General features: G+C 44.2%; 19 protein-coding genes and 1 tRNA gene. 15 read left to right on the top strand and 5 right to left on the bottom strand.

What is annotated here, in order from left to right:
* The first annotated feature begins 438 nt into the window (after positions 1-438).
* The 5 genes from GBV73_RS02545 (at position 439) to GBV73_RS02525 (ending at position 3,798) form a co-directional block, all read left to right on the top strand.
* Positions 439-1,761 carry an RNase J family beta-CASP ribonuclease gene (locus GBV73_RS02545; protein ID WP_042697535.1) on the top strand — a complete coding sequence of 441 codons (1,323 nt, stop codon included), beginning with the start codon at positions 439-441 and terminating at the stop codon, positions 1,759-1,761.
* Positions 1,762-1,765: 4 nt separating this feature from the next.
* Positions 1,766-2,791: a polyprenyl synthetase family protein gene (locus tag GBV73_RS02540; protein ID WP_152879045.1), complete on the top strand. Its 1,026-nt coding sequence runs from the start codon at positions 1,766-1,768 to the stop codon at positions 2,789-2,791.
* A gap of 78 nt (positions 2,792-2,869) precedes the next feature.
* A tRNA-Thr gene (locus tag GBV73_RS02535) sits at positions 2,870-2,946 on the top strand.
* Positions 2,947-3,016: 70 nt separating this feature from the next.
* A complete protein-coding gene (locus tag GBV73_RS02530) occupies positions 3,017-3,529 on the top strand; it encodes a winged helix-turn-helix transcriptional regulator (protein WP_152879079.1) in 513 nt (170 codons plus the stop codon).
* A complete protein-coding gene (locus GBV73_RS02525; RefSeq protein WP_042697526.1) occupies positions 3,526-3,798 on the top strand; it encodes a hypothetical protein in 273 nt (90 codons plus the stop codon). Before GBV73_RS02530 ends, GBV73_RS02525 begins: the two co-directional genes overlap by 4 nt.
* Before the next feature lie 115 nt (positions 3,799-3,913).
* Here GBV73_RS02525 and GBV73_RS02520 read toward each other — a convergent pair whose 3' ends face one another.
* Genes GBV73_RS02520 through GBV73_RS02510 form a run of 3 tightly spaced genes read right to left on the bottom strand, consistent with a single transcriptional unit; the run spans position 3,914 to position 6,201 of the window.
* Positions 3,914-4,363, bottom strand: a complete 450-nt coding sequence (locus tag GBV73_RS02520) for a universal stress protein (protein ID WP_152879043.1) — start codon at positions 4,361-4,363, stop codon at positions 3,914-3,916.
* A gap of 6 nt (positions 4,364-4,369) precedes the next feature.
* Positions 4,370-5,647, bottom strand: coding sequence for an SLC13 family permease (locus GBV73_RS02515; RefSeq protein ID WP_152879041.1), 1,278 nt, complete (start codon positions 5,645-5,647; stop codon positions 4,370-4,372).
* 11 nt (positions 5,648-5,658) lie between these two features.
* The gene (locus GBV73_RS02510; protein WP_042697519.1) at positions 5,659-6,201 is read right to left on the bottom strand and encodes a universal stress protein; all 543 of its coding nucleotides are present in this window, start codon (positions 6,199-6,201) and stop codon (positions 5,659-5,661) included.
* 122 nt (positions 6,202-6,323) lie between these two features.
* Between GBV73_RS02510 and GBV73_RS02505 the strand changes: the two genes are divergently transcribed.
* From GBV73_RS02505 to GBV73_RS02470, 8 genes are all read left to right on the top strand, one after another.
* Positions 6,324-8,228, top strand: coding sequence for a S16 family serine protease (locus tag GBV73_RS02505; RefSeq protein ID WP_152879039.1), 1,905 nt, complete (start codon positions 6,324-6,326; stop codon positions 8,226-8,228).
* A gap of 56 nt (positions 8,229-8,284) precedes the next feature.
* Positions 8,285-8,980: a SagB/ThcOx family dehydrogenase gene (locus GBV73_RS02500; RefSeq protein WP_042697516.1), complete on the top strand. Its 696-nt coding sequence runs from the start codon at positions 8,285-8,287 to the stop codon at positions 8,978-8,980.
* 1 nt (position 8,981) lies between these two features.
* On the top strand, positions 8,982-9,161 hold the full coding sequence (locus GBV73_RS02495; RefSeq protein WP_042697513.1) for a membrane protein: 180 nt from the start codon (positions 8,982-8,984) through the stop codon (positions 9,159-9,161).
* A 40-nt stretch (positions 9,162-9,201) separates the two neighbouring features.
* Positions 9,202-9,573, top strand: a complete 372-nt coding sequence (locus GBV73_RS02490) for a cupin domain-containing protein (RefSeq protein WP_042697510.1) — start codon at positions 9,202-9,204, stop codon at positions 9,571-9,573.
* 112 nt (positions 9,574-9,685) lie between these two features.
* The gene (locus GBV73_RS02485; RefSeq protein WP_152879037.1) at positions 9,686-10,969 is read left to right on the top strand and encodes a uracil-xanthine permease family protein; all 1,284 of its coding nucleotides are present in this window, start codon (positions 9,686-9,688) and stop codon (positions 10,967-10,969) included.
* Between the two features lie 5 nt (positions 10,970-10,974).
* Entirely contained in the window at positions 10,975-11,673 is a 699-nt protein-coding gene (upp, locus tag GBV73_RS02480; protein ID WP_152879035.1) for a uracil phosphoribosyltransferase, read from the top strand.
* Positions 11,674-11,716: 43 nt separating this feature from the next.
* Positions 11,717-12,202 (top strand): Lrp/AsnC family transcriptional regulator, encoded by a 486-nt coding sequence (locus GBV73_RS02475; protein WP_152879075.1) that lies wholly within the window; start codon positions 11,717-11,719, stop codon positions 12,200-12,202.
* Between the two features lie 2 nt (positions 12,203-12,204).
* Positions 12,205-14,712 (top strand): DUF5814 domain-containing protein, encoded by a 2,508-nt coding sequence (locus GBV73_RS02470; protein WP_152879033.1) that lies wholly within the window; start codon positions 12,205-12,207, stop codon positions 14,710-14,712.
* Here GBV73_RS02470 and GBV73_RS02465 read toward each other — a convergent pair.
* On the bottom strand, positions 14,709-15,497 hold the full coding sequence (locus GBV73_RS02465; RefSeq protein ID WP_042701216.1) for a DUF63 family protein: 789 nt from the start codon (positions 15,495-15,497) through the stop codon (positions 14,709-14,711). The two genes, GBV73_RS02470 and GBV73_RS02465, sit on opposite strands and share 4 nt — an antisense overlap.
* A gap of 105 nt (positions 15,498-15,602) precedes the next feature.
* Here GBV73_RS02465 and GBV73_RS11450 point away from each other — a divergent pair, with 105 nt between their 5' ends.
* Both GBV73_RS11450 and GBV73_RS02460 read left to right on the top strand, forming a co-directional pair.
* Positions 15,603-15,728: a hypothetical protein gene (locus tag GBV73_RS11450; RefSeq protein WP_256371104.1), complete on the top strand. Its 126-nt coding sequence runs from the start codon at positions 15,603-15,605 to the stop codon at positions 15,726-15,728.
* 287 nt (positions 15,729-16,015) lie between these two features.
* Positions 16,016-16,231 carry a hypothetical protein gene (locus tag GBV73_RS02460; protein ID WP_253910280.1) on the top strand — a complete coding sequence of 72 codons (216 nt, stop codon included), beginning with the start codon at positions 16,016-16,018 and terminating at the stop codon, positions 16,229-16,231.
* 33 nt (positions 16,232-16,264) lie between these two features.
* Here GBV73_RS02460 and GBV73_RS02455 read toward each other — a convergent pair whose 3' ends face one another.
* Positions 16,265-17,281, bottom strand: a complete 1,017-nt coding sequence (locus tag GBV73_RS02455; RefSeq protein WP_152879031.1) for a DUF5305 family protein — start codon at positions 17,279-17,281, stop codon at positions 16,265-16,267.
* Positions 17,282-17,367 lie beyond the last annotated feature (86 nt).

The raw sequence follows: 17,367 nt of genomic DNA, 5'->3' as shown, positions 1-17,367 counted from the left end.
TCCCATATCCAAAAATCCGGTTTTTTGTGTATTATACCACTATCTGATTGGGAGAAATGCGGTTTTATGCATTACAAATTACTATATTCGATTATTTAAATATTTTGGTGTCAGTTAGATATTTCTTTAATTAGAGTAAAGCGAAACTTTACTAAAGTCAGCTTTCAAAAAGGCTCCACACAAATACTCGAAGTATGATACTTCCAAGGAGTATCAGCAAACACTCTCTGCAGTTTTTGTTGTAAACCAAAGTTTCTTGCCGCTACTAGCAAATTCCGAACAAATTGGCAGTTTTGGATTTGACCTTAATCATTACAAATGCACATCTTTTTAAACCCTCCAATCAACTATATCATAACCCGGTGGAGTTCCGCTCCACCACTCAAAGGGCCGAGGCCGACGAGAGTCCGCCTCAATAAAATGGTGGAGGAACCAATAATGATAAAAGTCTACACGCTTGGCGGCTACGAGGAAGTAGGAAAAAACATGACTGCTGTAGAGTACAATGGAGAGGTTGTAATAATTGATATGGGAATAAGGCTTGATAGGGTTCTTATTCATGAAGATGTTAACTTTCAGCAGATGAGCTCGAGGGATTTGAGAAAGTTGGGGGCAATCCCGGATGATTCTTCGCTTAAGAATAAAAAGGTCGTCGCAATTGCCCTTTCTCACGGCCATCTTGACCATATAGGCGCTATAGCAAAGCTCGCTCCACACTACCCGGATGTTCCAATTTACGGAACCCCCTATACGATAAAACTGGCAAAAGCTGAGGTTAGGAGCGAGCAGTACTTTGAAGTCACAAACCCGATGTACGAAACCCAGTATGGGGAGATTGTTCAGGTCAGTGAAAATCTTGCAATAGAATTTGTTCAGATCACTCACTCAATCCCCCAATCCTCGATGGTCGTTGTGCACACGCCGGAAGGTGCAGTGGTTTATGCGTGTGATTATAAGTTTGACAACCACAGCCCCCTTGGGGAGAAGCCCGACTACAAAAGGCTCAAGGAACTGGGCAAAGAGGGAGTAAAAATTTTGATACCAGAGTCCACAAGGGTTGCTGAACACACAAAAACACCAAGTGAAGCCTCTGCAAAGCTCCTTTTGGAGGACTTTTTCTACTATGAGGGAATGGAAGAGAGAGGACTGATAACTACAACCTTTGCCTCCCACATAGCCCGTCTGCAGGAGCTGATAGAGATAGCAAACAACATGGGGCGCCAGGCCGTTCTTGTTGGCAGGTCTCTAGCAAAATATACGGGCATAGCTAAACAGCTCGGCCTAATAAAAATGAAGGGAGCAAAGGCTGTAAGAAGCCCAAATGCTGTTCAAAAAACTCTTAGAGAGGTTTCCCAAGCTAGGGAAAACTACCTTCTAATAGTTACCGGACATCAGGGCGAGCCGGGAGCTGTGCTCACGAGGATGGCCAATGGAGAACTATACGACATAGGGAAAGATGACACCGTAGTGTTCTCGGCTGGAGTTATCCCGAACCCGATCAATATAGCCCAGCGCTACGCCCTTGAGACGAAGCTCAGAATGAGAGGAGTGAGGATGGTTAAAGATTTACACGTCTCGGGTCATGCAAGCAGGGAGGATCACAGATATCTGATTAAGCTTTTAAATCCCGAAAATATAATCCCCGCCCATGGGGAGTTTAGGATGCTCACCCATTATGCTGAGCTTGCCGAAGAAGAGGGGTATCTCATCGGAAGGGACGTTTTTGTATCAAGAAACGGTTACAAAGTCGATGTGAGGTGATAAAATGAAGTTTGATCCGTTATTTAAAGCATTAAAAGAAAAGGCTAAGGTCGTCGATGAGGCTATTTTTGAGCTTATACCCGAAAAGGAGCCCAAAGTTCTTTATGACGCTGCAAGGCATTATCCCCTCGCGGGGGGGAAGAGAGTTAGGCCGTTCATAGTTTTAACAGCTACTGAAGCCGTTGGGGGAAACCCCGAGAAAGCCGTCTATGCTGCGGCGGCTGTAGAGTTACTTCACAACTATTCCCTCGTACACGATGATATAATGGATATGGACGAAAAAAGAAGGGGTAGACCGACAGTTCATAAAATTTGGGGAATAAATATGGCAATTTTGGCCGGTGACCTGCTCTTTTCAAAGGTTTTTGAGGCTGTGGCAAAGATACCCGTCGAGGCTGAGAAGGTTGTAAGGGTTTTGGATGTCATTGCAAAGACCTCAAACGAGCTGTGCGAAGGGCAGGCAATGGACTTGGAGTTTGAGAACAAAGGAACAGTCACCATAGATGAATACATGAAGATGATAAGCGGAAAAACCGGGGCGCTTATAGATGCTTCAGCTACAATAGGCGGCATTATAGGAACGGAAAACGAAGAATACATCGAAGCGTTATCAAAATACGGAAGAAACATAGGCATAGCTTTCCAGATATGGGACGATGTTCTCGATTTGACGGCAGACGAAGAAAAGCTCGGAAAGCCGGTAGGGAGTGACATAAGAAAGGGCAAAAAGACGCTCATAGTTGCCCACTTCCTCGAAAATGCAAGTGAAGAAGACAAGGCAGAGTTCTTTAAGATATTTGGAAAATATGCTGGCGACGTAAAGGGAACGGGAATAATAGAAGAGGATGTCCAGGAAGAAGTCAGGAAGGCCATTGAACTCCTCAAAAAGTATGGAAGCATAGACTATGCGGCAAAAGTCACAAGGGAGCTGGCAGATGAGGCAAAGAAGGCGCTAGAAATACTCCCAGAAAGCGAGGCGAGGAAACAACTGGCGCTTTTGGCAGACTTCATAGTGGAAAGGGAATATTAGCTTCATCCATACCTTTTTTTAATTTGGGGTAATTGAGCGAAAAGTTTATATATGCAATTTTGGCTTCTTTCTTTCGGTGCCCCGGTGGCTCAGCCTGGTGGAGCGGCCGCTTGGTAAGCGGCAGGTCGCGGGTTCAAACCCCGCCCGGGGCTCCAATAAAATGCTCTTTTGAGAATCGTACCACAAATAGTTAAAACATTCAGACGATACTTCGGTTTGATATTCATGAGCACCAGAGAAAGAATTTTGGAGTATGTCACAAAGAATCCTGGAATAACTTTTCGTAAGTTAGCCCAAGAACTCAACATAGGGCTAGGAAACCTGCAATACCACCTACGGCATCTTGAAAAAGAGGGAAAAATCACCTCAAAACGGCTTGGAGGGAAAAAATACTTCTTCCCACCAGGTTTTGAAGAAGAGTACCGGCGTCTTATGATAGCTATTTCAAACGAAAGCCAAAGAAAGATACTCCTTTTACTTGCGGAAGGGGACAAAAACCAGAGTGAAATCGCAGAAAAGCTCAACCTAACCCCTTCTACTATAGTTTATCATACAAAACGGCTCGAGAGGTTGGGGATTATTACAAAGATAAAAGACGGAAAAAACACCGTTTATTCCCTTAATTGCGATGTTAATGTTTTAGTTCGCATAATCAAAGAGTATAAACCAAAAATCTGGGACAAACTGGCAGATAAATTAATTGATTTAACGTTAGCGTGTAGGGGGGAGGAAGAGTGATTGACATCTTAGGATATCTTCTCGACGGAAGTATAATTATTTTGGGGACTATACTATCAGTAGCAGCATGGAAAGCATACAGAAAAAGTGGGATGAAAAGTATTTTGCTCCTTTTTTTGGCATTTCTGATGTTCGTTTCCAAAAAGATCATTGAGAACTTTCATCTAATCAGAACATCATTGTCTTCAGAAATACTTGAGGTAGTCTCAACTACATTTGAACTTTTAATATTGCTGTTATTTTTTACAGCCCTAATAAGAAGGGATTGAAGTGCCGCTTGATGTAATTGGGAAAGTTCATACACCCCAAGAGCATTAATTAACTTAAGAGAAGAACTGGAAAAGCTGGAAGGGCCATAAAGGCCAAATATTCTAAGGTTAGAGACTAGCGCACTATTAGGAGCGGGGGCTTCACGTTACCGGCTATCTCTTCCAGCAAGCTTCCTATCCTCGTTTTTCCGCTCTTTCCATAGGCCCCCATTACAACAAGCGAGTACTCCCCGCTGTTTGCTTCTTCAAGAATTTTGTCCTTAGCTATTCCCTCAACAATCTTTATGGAACAGTTTACCCCCTCTTCGTGGCAGAACTTTAATATTTCACTTATGACATCTTGAAGATCTCTTTTCATTTTGTTCCAGACCTCATCTTCAAACCTGCGCACCTTCTCAATGTCTCCATGCCTCGCCACCAAGTTGAATGCGGTTGCTCTAGCTTCTCTCCTATCTAAAACTGAGAACAGCACCAGTTTTGCGTTCTTTTTCTTGGCAACTGCAATTCCGTGAAGAGCTGCCTTTTGACTCCACTTTGAACCATCTATCAACACAAGTATCTTCATTACCCATCACCACACGTACCTAAACCATAATACTCCAACGCCTACGCCTACAGTTAATACCATTATAACCATACCCATTTTGAGGAAGTCCATGAAAGTTATATCTATACCTTCCCTTGCTGCTATCCCTATCACAACAACGTTTGCCGAAGCTCCGATAGCTGTTCCGTTTCCACCTAGGCACGCCCCTAAACTTAAAGCCCACCAGAGGGGGTACGTGTTAAGAGAACCTCCCATCGCCTTTATCAGGGGTATCATTGTGGCTGTAAATGGAATGTTGTCTATAATAGCCGAAGCAAATGCTGAAAACCACGCTATAACCAGTACCGCTTCTCCTTCGTTGTGGACGAAAGAGGTTATCCATTGGGCTATCTGTTCTATAAACCCTGTCTCAACCAGACCACCTACAATAAGGAACAGTCCCCCGAAGAAGAACAAAGTTGCCCACTCAACTTTCTCCAGAATTCCCTCGGGGTTCTCTCTGCTCCAGAAAAGGAGCAAAGAGGCCCCAAACAATGCAACCACTGCAGGCTCTATCTCAAGCTTGTCGTGGACAAAGAAGAAGAACACCACGAGAGCAATGGTTACAATTGACTTCCTAAACAGGGCTAAATCCCTAATCGCCGACCTTTCATCCAAGTTGTTTAGAGTTCTTAAAATCCTCTCCTTCTTTTCGGGGCTGACCTTAAGGGTTCCTCTGTAGGCCAAGTATACTACAAAGACCATGAGTATCAAATCAAGAAATGCTATTGGCCCCATGTTGAGAAGAAATTCGCTAAAGCTAAGCCCTGCAGCGGAGCCTATCATTATGTTGGGTGGATCACCTATGAGCGTTGCCATTCCACCAATGTTGGATGCAAAGATCTCGGAGAGAAGGAAAGGAAGTGGGGTGACCTCCATAAGTCTTGAAATGTAGATAAGCATTGGAGTAAGCAGAAGAACCGTGGTCACGTTATCAAGAAAGGCACTTATGAGGGCTGTCACAACTGAGAAAAGCAGCAAAACTCTAACAGGTTCTCCTTTTGCAAGTTTGGCGGTTTTTATTGCAATATACTCAAACAGACCGCTTAACCTTGTTGTATTGACAATTATCATCATTCCAGCGAGGAGAAGTATAGTGTTGAGGTCAAGATAAATGGGAACCTTTTCCCACGGGACTATGTTTGCCAGAAGAACCAGGGCCCCTCCCATCATCGCAGCAACGGTTCTGTGTATCCATTCGTTTATTATAAGGACATATGTAAAGATGAACACTGCAAGGGCAAATACCTCCAAGGGAGACATCTGGCCACCTCCTAATAGATTATCACCGGAATGTTCAGATGCTGGACTATCCTAAGAACCAGAGGGCTGATAGGCGAGGTTTTTGTTATCTCCGACCCATAGTTCCTTGAGATTGCAAGCAGGTCATAATTCTCGGCCATTCTTATCACGTCATCGCTCTTGTTTCCAAAGAACAAACGCCTCTGCACTTTTAGACCGTAACTTTCAAGCTTCTTTGCCACGGTGTTAAGCAGTTCTTCTCCTATCATCTCTTCTCTACGCTTAAATTCTTCACTCGCTTCCGGGCTGAGTGTTTGACGCACAAGCTCAAATATCTGCGAATCCAGGATATAAACAAGCAAAATATTCGCCTCATAAGCACTTATCGTCTCATATACTTCTGTGGGGACATTTTTAACGTATCTATCAAGCGGCATCAATATAGAATTGATCTCGGGAATTTGTTTTTCCTCTTCGGTTAGAAGAAACTCCCGGTAGTGCCTCATTATGTCCTCATACTTCTTCCCAGCTATGTGTTTAAACTTTCGACCAATGAAAGAGGAATACAACCCCATATTATCCCACCTAACCGTTTTGATAAGGAGTTTAAAAAGACTTTGGTTCATGCTTTTAATTTAGAGCTGTGAACCATAAGAGATATTAAAGAACATGAAGAAACATCACTGGGGGTGAGAAGATGAAGAGAATAATACCAGTACTGGCATTGATTCTTCTGCTCTTGCCACTTGCAAATGCTCAATGCCCGGAAGAAGGAAACACCGTTGTGTTAAAAGCCCCAGCAGTATCAAGGACATCAAGCGGCGAGCTAATAGGTGTTGCAACGGATTTTGTAATTACGGTTGCCCCTGGAAACGGGCACGTTTACGTGGAGACCTGGCCACTGGCAGAGGTGGATATGCAGGCATCGGCAAGATTAGCCGCCCAAGTTGCTGGAAAAGTTCTTGGGGTTGATATGAGCAAGTATGACGTTTTTATTCAAGTAAGGTCTGATGCCCCAATTATTGGAGGTCCCTCTGCTGGAGGAACAATGACTGTTGGCATAATAGCCGCTTTGAAGGGCTGGGAAGTAAGAAAGGACGTTATGATGACCGGCATGATAAATCCCGATGGAAGCATTGGGCCGGTAGGAGGGATTTTAGAAAAAGCCTCAGCTGCTCACAGCGTCGGAGCAAAGCTCTTTTTAATTCCAGAAGGACAGAGAATACAGGTAGTCCAAAAAACCGAACAAAAGCAAATCGGCCCAGTAGTGCAGATAACAAGTAAGTCCGAAAAAGTTGACGTGGTTGAATACGCAAGGGAGAGATGGGGCTTAGAGGTTAAGGAGATTAGGGATATATACGAGGCAGTTTACTATTTCACCGGGAAGAAGATAGAGAAGCCATCTGTGCTAGGGGAGCTGAAAGTTGATACCTCTTTTCTAAAGGATGATGCACTCAAGGACTACGATGAGACCCTAGACTACTATAAACAGGTTGAGAACAAGCTCAAAAACAGTGACGTTAGCTATACCACTTATTCCTACCTCAAAAGTGCACTAGATGATGCCAAAGCCAAGCTGGATGAGGCCAAGAAGAACTTGGATGAGGGTATGTATTACACGGCTCTAAGCCTTGATTTTCAGGCGAGGATTGCGATAAGGCACGTGGATTGGTATTTGGATGTGAGGACTGAGAGTGACCTGGAGAATCTGCTGAACGAGGTCGATAATGAGATAAAGGACACCGAAGGCTACGTCTCAAACCTCACAATAAAGGGAATAACAATGCTCCAAGCGGTTGCCGCAAGTGAGGAGAGAATTGAACAAGCAAAGTCTCTCCTTAAGGATGCTTGGTCGTCCTATTACGATGGCAATTACTGGGATGCAATAAGCAACGCTGCCTTCGCATACGAGAGAGTACAAACAGCAAAGTTCTGGGCATCCCTAGGAGAGAGATACGCAAAGGGAGAGATAATTGAAAGGGACGCTATAAAAGATACTGCGAGAGAGTACCTGGATAATTCGAGGCTTATAATAACCTACATAACCTCAATGTTTGGGGAAACAACCCTTCAGGATTTGGTGGACTTAATGAACGAAGGGGAGGAATATTACCAGGATGGTAAATATTCAGCGGCTATCTTTTCTGCAATGGAAGCCAGGATAAGGGCAGAGATAATCTTAGATACCCTTGGAATTGATAACGAGACCGTACTTATGGACAAGCTCCAGAAAATGAAAGAAGATGCCAAGGTAGCTATTGCAACGGCTCAGAAAGAAGGCATATATCCAGTCTTAAGTCTTGCATATTATGAGTTTGCCCAGAGCTATGAAAAGCAGGGAGGGTTGGAGAATATTCAGACCGCAATGGTGTTCTATCAATACGCAAAGGAAACTTCAACGGTATTCTTAACCACCACAACTCCACCAAAGATAACAGAAGAACCCCTTATCTCGATCACCACACCGCTTACAAACCAAACTGCAACTCAAAATACCACTTCTCCACTTCAAAAGGAAACTGGTGGGTATTCAATACCTCTAATAGCTGGCACCCTTATATTTGGCATCCTTCTAGGTTTTATAGCTGGAAGGAGAGCTTAGACACTTTTTCCTTTTTTCAGAAACTCTAAAATATTATGAATGCTTAATATCACAACATGGACTATCAAAAGATCGCAACTCTTGTTGTGGTTCTTGTAATAGTTTCATCTATAGCCTTAGTCCTAAAGCCCTATTTTCCGCGAGGAAGGGAAGCTACATACTCCGGAGAGAAAATTCTCCTGCCTGAGCCTAGATTGGAGGGGACTATGAGTGTGGAAGAGGCTATTGCAAAGAGAAGGAGCATCAGGACATATAAAAATCAACCTATCAGCATAGAAGAGCTTGCTCAACTCTTGTGGGCCTGTCAGGGAATAACCCACGAGGACAAAAGGGCAGCTCCGAGTGCTGGAGCAACATATCCCTTCGAGATTTTTGTGGTAGTTGGAAAGGTGGAGGGGCTACAGCCCGGAATCTACTACTATAACCCCCTTGACCACAGCCTAACGTTGATTAAAGAGGGGGATTTTAGAAGAGAACTTCAGGAAGCGGCATTGAATCAAAAGTGGGTCGGAGATGCGGCAGTGGACATTGTGCTTGTGGCTTTCTATGAAAGAACCACTAGAATTTATGGGGAGAGGGGGATCAGGTACGTACATATGGAAGCAGGCCACATAGGGCAGAACATATACCTCCAAGCAACAGCTTTAGGGTTAGGCACAGTTGCCATCGGGGCTTTTCATGATGATGAGGTTGCAAAGATAATAGGCACTGAGGGTGCCCCGTTATACATATTCCCAGTGGGGAGGGTCTGAGATGGTGGTTTTGGATCATGGAATCCTCGGTTACATAACTTTTGCCCTCATGAATCTTTCGATGCTCAGCGGTGCTTTTATATTCCTCTCCAAGAAGAGACAGTTTTGGATAAAGATACACCTATTCGTGAGTGTGCTCGCTTACATCTTTATGGTATGGACAATATGGGTGGTCAGATAAGCTTATTAATGCCTCTCTCCTATATTTTGTGGTGATAAAAATGTTCGTTGGGCACTACCAAGACGTAGAGGAAAAAGAAGTTATAATGGAGGGAGTTGAGAATACAACAATAAGGTGGCTTATCTCTCCGAAGATAGGGGCTAAAAACTTCGCAATGAGATATTTTGTTATCAAGAAAGGCGGAAAAATACCAATCCACCAGCACGACTGGGAGCATGAGATATTTGTAGTAAAGGGAGAGGGGTACATAACAGACGGGAGAAAAACTGTAAAAGTCGTGCCGGGTAGCTTTCTATATATCCCCCCAAATGAGCCGCACGGATACGAAAATCCCGACTCAGAAACCCTCGAATTTCTATGCTTAATCCCGGTAAAAGAAGGCAACATACCTCCTGAGGAGAGGGGCGAGTGATTTTTCATTTTGATGTCTAATTTTTATTCTCCCTATTTTAATATTGCCGTGAAAATATCACCCAAACCGAAAATTTTTTAAAACCACTTCGACATACCTTGAGCGGGCTTTAATGGGAAATGGAATCAAGATTGGAATAGAGGAAAAAGTCGAACCAAAGCAGGCTGTTCTTTTGGGCTTTCAGCACGTTCTTGCAATGTTTGGAGCAACAGTTACAGTGCCCCTTGTCGTGGGGACGGCAATTGGGCTTGAGCAGAGAGAGATAGCACTTTTAATCCAGGTGGTTCTCTTGGCAATGGGAATAGCGACCCTTCTTCAAACCACAATAGGTTCCAGATATCCAATAGTTCAGGGTTCAAGTTTCGCCTTTATTCCGGGGCTTATCAGCATAGGAAAAAGCCTAGGGCTGGCAGCTGTGGAAGGGGCACTAATAGTGGGGGGACTAATCGAGGCGGCAATAGGTGCATTCGGAATCGTCGGAAGGGTCAAGAGACTCTTTTCACCCGTAGTCACTGGGGTCACAATAATGCTCATAGGATTCTCCCTGGCCCATGTAGCGGTCAAGTACACCTTCAACTTCTTTGCCGATCCGAGCGGTTCAACAATAACGAAGGCATTTTTTATAGCACTAGTAACCTTCTCAACAACGGTCTACGTCGCACTTAAAGGAAAAGGGGCCTTAAGGGCGATGCCTGTAATAGTAGGAGCACTGGTGGGCTACATCGTCAGCATTCCCCTCGGAATGGCAGATTTCAGTCTGGTTAACGAATTGCCATTGGTAAATGCTCCAAAGCCGCTGCCATGGGGCACTCCAGTATTTGAAGCCTCTGCAATAATAACCCTGCTGTTCGCATTTATCGTGAGCACAATAGAAAGCGTTGGAGATTATCACGCAATTTCCGCGATAGCTGAAGCACCAATAACGAACACAAATATCAACAGGGGAATAATGAGCGAGGGACTTGCCTGTTCAATTGCAGGAATCCTTGGAGCCTGCGGAACAACAAGCTATTCCGAGAACATAGGGCTGGTTGCCTTAACCAAGGTGGCAAGCAGACAAGTTGTCCAGGTGGGAGGAGTCATATTGATAATCTTAGCGATGATTCCAAAGTTTTCGGGTGTTCTGGCCTCCCTTCCCCAGCCCGTACTTGGAGGCCTTACGATAGCACTCTATGGTATGATAAGTGTTACAGGGCTTAGATTAATAAAGGAGAAGGTAGAGCTCAACGATAGGAACATGCTCATAATAGCAAGTGCCTTGATTGTAGGTCTCGGGGCTCCCCAGTTGCCGCCAGAATTCCTTGAACACTTTCCACAAATTGTGGGGAGCATTTTAGAATCGGGAATGGCCATAGGGGCTTTAACGGCCATCTTGCTTGACCAGCTGTTGAGGTGAGTGAGATGATAGAGGATAAAAGGTGGAAAGGTGTTTACTCATTTGACGACTCTCCGTACCTGATGGAAGTCTTAACAGAGCTTAGGGACAAGGAAACGGACTCCATAACCTTCAGAAAAGGGCTTGTAAAGCTTGGAAGGTTTATGGGATATGAAATCATCAAAACGATGGAAACAGAGAAGATAAAAGTTGAGACACCTCTGGAAGAAACCGAAGGAATAATAGTCAAGGACAGGAGAAACGTGGTCATAATAACAGTCCTTAGAGCGGCGGTTCCCCTTATGGAAGGTCTTGTAAAGGTCTTCGAGCATGCAAGGATAGGAATCGTCTCAGCATCAAGAGGGAAGCCTCCAAAGTTCGAGATAGAGATGAACTACGTCAAAATCCCCCAGATAACACCTGAAGATACAGTAATCATAGCTGACCCGATGATAGCCACCGGTTCAACCCTTGTGAAAGTAATAGAGGAAGTCAAAAAGTACGGCACTCCAAAGAGGATAATCATCTTGGGAGTTCTTGCGGCTCCAGAAGGGATAACAAAGATAAAGGAAAGATTCCCAGAGGTCGAGATATTCGTAACGAAGATAGATAGGGAGCTCAACGACAAGGGCTACATACTCCCCGGTCTTGGGGACGCAGGAGACAGGGCATTTGGGGCACCAATAAAGGTCTCAACTCTGCCTCAGGTGCACACGATAGAGTAGGGAAAACTTAAATATCTTTTCTCTAATTATTTTTTGATTGAATATGGTGGACATAGACGAAATTGACAAGAAAATTCTATTAGAGCTTAGAAAGAATGGCAGGGTTACTTTCACAGATCTCAGTAAGAAGCTTGGGCTATCTGTAGCAAGCATAAAAAACAGGGTTGAAAAACTTGAACGGCTGGGAGCAATAAAGGGTTACTCCGCCATTGTGGATCCTGCTTTTCTTGAGGAATATCTGCAGGTTTTAATAGAACTTGAGTTGCTGGCTGATGACTCTCGGGCTGAAGCTGTTTTAGAAGAAATTGGCAAGCTCGAAAACATCTTGGGTATTTATAAAAAGACGGGGGAGTTTCAGGTTGTTATAAGGGCTAACTTCAAGAACATGGACGAGTTGAAAAGCTTTTTAAGGCTTCTTTCTCAAAAATACCTACGCAAAAACCTCCGTCGGTGGAGGGTCAGCGTAATTCTTGATACCCTGAAGGACAATGGAGTTCAGCTTTCCAAGAGCTCACGAAGGAGAGGATAAAGATGCTCTTCGTAATCAGAAAAGGAAGAAAAAATAACGAGCTTGAGGCATTTTACATTGAAAATGAACCTGAAAAGCTTTCTCAAATCCAGAATTTAAAGGCTGAGAGGATTTTTAGACTGATAATGAGAGACAACAGGCTGTTCAAGGTCTTGGAAGGAAGCAACTATCAAAATCCAAAAGAGATCGAAAAGATGCTGAAAACTGCGAGAATTGTCTTGACTTCAGATGCCGCGGAATGGGAGGAATACTTTAAAGTGAGGCTCCAAAACAAAAGAGTTGAGAAAGCAGAACTTTGCAGACTCTGTCTATTAAATGGAAAAATAACCGTTCTAACCGAAGGAAATAGGATAAAGTACCACCACGAATTTATCTGTGAGAGCTGTGCTGAAGAAGAACTTAAAAATGAGCTCCGCTACAGGTTTAGAAGCCTTGGAATGTTTGACCAAGCAAAAAAGCTCCTTGAAAGGTTTAGGGATCTGGATAAGGTTTTGGCTGTCTTTGATCCTCGTTTCGACCCAACAAAAAATCCAGATGTTACAAAGTGGGATGAGCTGGAACCAAAGCACGTTAATGTCAAAGAGCTCTCCATAGATGAAGTAAACATTCCGGAAGAATTTAAGAAAGTTCTAAAGGATGAGGGAGTGCAAAGACTCCTCCCGGTTCAGGTGTTGGCCCTGCAGAATGGGCTCCTTGAAGGAGAGAACCTGCTGGTGGTTTCTGCAACGGCAAGTGGAAAGACCCTCATTGGGGAATTAGCAGGCATTCCTAAAGCCCTCAAAGGTAAAAAGTTCCTTTTCTTGGTGCCCCTTGTGGCCCTGGCAAATCAAAAGTACGAGGACTTTAAACGAAGATACTCAAAGCTCGGTCTTAGGGTTGCTATAAGAGTCGGAATGAGCAGGATAAAGACCAAAGATGAGCTCGTTGTTGTCGATACGGGTATAGATGCCGACATAATAGTCGGAACTTACGAGGGAATTGACTACCTTCTTAGAGCGGGTAGAAAAATAGGAAACGTCGGGACTATTGTGGTAGATGAAATCCACATGCTCGATGACGAGGAGAGGGGAGCAAGGCTCGACGGCCTTATTGCGAGGCTCAGGAAGCTCTACCCGAATGCACAGTTTATAGGGCTGAGTGCAACAATCGGAAATCCCCAAGAGCTTGCGAAAGAACTTGGATTGAAGCTTGTCCTTTACGATGAGAGACCGGTTGCACTTGAGAGACATATTATAATAGCGAGAAATGAGAGCGAGAAGTGGCGCTATGTTGCTCAGCTGTGCAAAGCTGAAGCCATGAGAAAATCTCCTCAGGGGTTTAAAGGCCAGAGCATAGTGTTTACCTTCTCGAGAAAGAGGTGCCACGAGCTTGCGGCGTTTTTAACGAGCAAAGGCTTGAAAGCAAAGCCATACCACAGCGGTCTGCCCTATCACCAAAGAAAGCTCACAGAAATGGAGTTCCAAGCTCAGATGATAGATGTAGTCGTGACGACGGCCGCTTTAGGTGCGGGAGTTGACTTTCCAGCCTCTCAAGTGATCTTTGAAAGCCTGGCAATGGGCAACAAGTGGTTAAGCGTCAGAGAGTTCCACCAGATGCTTGGCAGGGCCGGAAGACCACTCTACCATGAAAAGGGCAAGGTCTATTTAATAGTGGAGCCCGGTAGGAAGTATTCCGCCCAGATGGAAGGAACTGAAGATGAGGTAGCGTTTAAACTCCTAACTGCACCTATTGAGCCAATTCACGTTGAGTGGAGCGATGAGATAGAGCAGGATCAGGTTCTTGCTCATTCGTGTGTCTTTTCCTACCTTGACGATGTTGAAGAGGTGCAGAGCCTCTGCCTTGGGGCAAATCAAAATGCCGAGAAAGTCCTTGAGAAGCTTGAGGAGTTCGACTTTGTAAAACTGAGGGGCAAGATTGTGAGCGTTACCCCCTATGGAAGAGCAGTAAGCATGAGTTTTCTCCTTCCGAGGGAAGCTCAGTTTATAAGGGAAAATCTCTTCAAGATGCCTCCTATGAAAATTGCAATTAAGCTTCTGCCATTTGAGAACGTTTATCTCACCGGAACACTCCAGAGAGAACTTGAAAGTGCCGTAAGAGGAAAGCTGAGCAGCAACATCTTTTCCCCGAGCTTTGCCTCTATTCTGGAGGAGCTTGAAAAAGTCCTGCCAGAAGTTAGCCCAAACGTGCAGGACAAGCTGTTTTTAATTTACCAGGACTTCTTTATGTGCGAAGAGGAAGACTGCACAGAGCACGCGATGGAAAAAGTTTCCTCAATGATAATCGAGCTCAGAAGACAGGGGAAGCACCCAATGCAGATTGCAGAATACTTCAGAAGGCAGTACTCACTCGTGCTCTATCCCGGAGATGTCTTTACATGGCTCGACGGCATAATCAGGAAACTTGAGGCAATCGAAAGGATAGCCAAGGTATTTAGGGCAAAAGATGCAGAGTTTGAGGCAAGAACTCTGAGAAAGGAACTGGAGGAAGGAAGAACGCTAAGAAAAGACTAGCCAATCTGTAAAATCATCTGGGCTGGATCCCTTATTGCCGGCCCCAACCCGAGTATATACACTGCCAGATACCAAAACTTCCTCTCCTCTTCGTCGGGCACGAGGTATTTCAGCCCATAGTAGACCACTCCAAGGATGAACAATATCCACGGGTAATACACAAAAGCACCGAACTTCTGAACGAGAATATTCTCAATCCAGTGGACTTCCCGGTAGCCGTAGTAGTGGATTGCCACAACTGTGGATCCTATGTCGAAGATGTGGGCAAAGACTGGAAAGAGATAGAGCTTTTCAAAGGGTCTAAATTTGTAATAAGCCAAAATCGGAAGGAGAAAGATTACGGTGTAAAAAAGTGTTAGCTCATAAGGTTCCCAGCTTTTGACGTTTTTTACCAGCAGGTAGTTCGCGTACAGGGCTAAGATAGTTCCCCATGCTACCGTTATCTTAGGATAAGTTCTTAGCCTTGAGTCTGCAAATATAGCGGGCAAAATCAATAAGAACGCTGTGAAAAATATTCCCGGAGTCAAAATAAGGGGGTGAGGTTTTAGAACTCCTCCATCGACAAGGGCTCTAACGGTTGCTCCAAACACAACCATCGGGGTAACCGCATAAAAAAGCTTCTCATCAACCTTTATCTTGAGGGGCTTTATTATCCATCTGTACGTGTAGATAATCGCCAATCCCAGAATGATTGCATAGACAAGGGTGTTATATGGATTGTAGCCCTCTCTCGTGTACATGGGTCTTATGAAGTACTCCCATATGAACCTCTCGACTGATTCCATTTTGCATCCCTAGAAAGCTTTCCTCTGCTTCTTTAAAGCTTTTTCTCCTTCAAAAATGGAAAGTTTAATAAAAATTGAAGGTCAATAATTTCTGAGGTGATTGCAATGCCGATGGGACCGCCATTTGTTCCCGGGCTTATGGCAGCTATGGGATTCGCAGCAGTGCTGATAATCTTACTAGCCCTAATAATTGCAGGGTTATTCCTTATGATTGGGCTGTTTCATAGGTAGTGATAAATGGAACTTTTGAATTCTTTTGTTTTCCGTAATTTTTAAATAGTCTCTAATTATACTTCCTTGTGGTGAAGCAGTTCCCAGAATGTGGGGTTTGTCAAGCCCGAATGGGGACTGTCGAGAGCCTTGAAGATGTGGGGAGTCTCCGTTCCCCCCGAAAGCCAGCCAATGAAGACGGGAGGCTGGAAGCCTACCCGTTACGAAATTAACACCCTACACACACTTTACGGGTAGGCAGAACGGCAAAGTTTGCTGGAATAGAGGACGCAACCCTTGGAAAGTCCATGATAGCGGTTGTTGGCGGTGGAATCCTGGCTCTGCTTATAGGCTGGATACCGGTTATAGGGTGGATTTTAGGAATCATAGCGTACATCTGGGTCATAAAAACGGTCTTCAATACAGACTGGATAAAAGCAGCAATAGCGTGGCTTATGACGATCGTCGTAGAGATGCTGGTGGTGTTTATTTTTGCATTAATCTTGGGTGTTGCCCTTCTTTGATCTTTCTGTTTTTAAAATATTTAAAAAAGAAAATCAGTTGCTTTCCATTTTTCTATACTCGTAAGCTATGTTGCCGTCGATTATCGTATAAACGTCCTCTTTGCCATCCTTGTAATGAAGGATCGGTTTGTCCAAGAGGTCAAAGGTCTTCTTCAAGTCTTCTTTTGCGGCCAGAATAACCTTTTTCTCTACATAAACTGGAGCTCCTTCTGTTATGTATGGGGATAGGTCTTTAAATTCGTTGTTGGGTCTCTGCGCTCTTATCGTGTAAACCCCACCCAATACGGGAGTTAAGAACAGCAGAGCCAGTATCGGAGCCACTTTCTTTGCAGTATCTGCGTAGAAAGGCAAGCCGACAATTGTTACTACTGTTCTCTTCGCGCCTTTTTCTACCACCGTTTTCTGCGTGCTTTCTTTTTCGTTGGTGAAGTAATAAAGCCCAGAACCCGAGTCCTTAATTAAAGATGAGCTGTGCTCAAAGCTCTCAGTTACTTCCCTTCCGTAAACATTTCCCTCAACGTTAACTCTCGTAGCAAACGTTATCTTCCGGTTCAACCTCTTCAAACCAAGCTGTTCCACTATTTCACTTGTCCTGTTTTCGAGTTTGGTTAAGTTGAGCTCGTACTGCACCGTAAATTTGCCATCCTCCAGCTCTCCAGACTTTTCAAAGAGCTTTTCTTCCCATAGAACAACCTCTTCGCTGCCTCTGTTTACCGTATACTGGACTATACCTTGAGTGTTGTAATTCCCCTCTATTGAAGTGGCTGGAGCAAAGCGATACTCATATGTCAATACAAAGCTCTCTACGAGAGGAATAGGATATTCCTCCCTGCTGAGCCTTTCTCCGTAGAGTGTGTTGTTCTTTAACAAAGCCACATGAATTAGCTCTCCCTCTTGAGTGTATTTGCCAAGTGTCTGCTGGGTTGTTATAACAGAGCTGGCCCCCATTAGCTTTATCGAATAAAATCCGAAAAATAAGAAGAGAACAAGCGAAACTGCAAGGACTTCTCTTCTGCTTACCAATTTTTTCAGTTTTTCTTTTATATCCATTTAAATTTCCCGTTCTGCCTACCCGTAAAGTGTGTGTAAAGTGTTAATTTCATAACGGGTAGGCTTCCAGCCTCCCGTCTTCATTG

The organism is Thermococcus sp. 101 C5 (assembly GCF_009372125.1).
GTDB classification, from domain to species: domain Archaea; phylum Methanobacteriota_B; class Thermococci; order Thermococcales; family Thermococcaceae; genus Thermococcus_A; species Thermococcus_A bergensis.
This window is presented reverse-complemented; position numbering and strand designations above follow the sequence as displayed.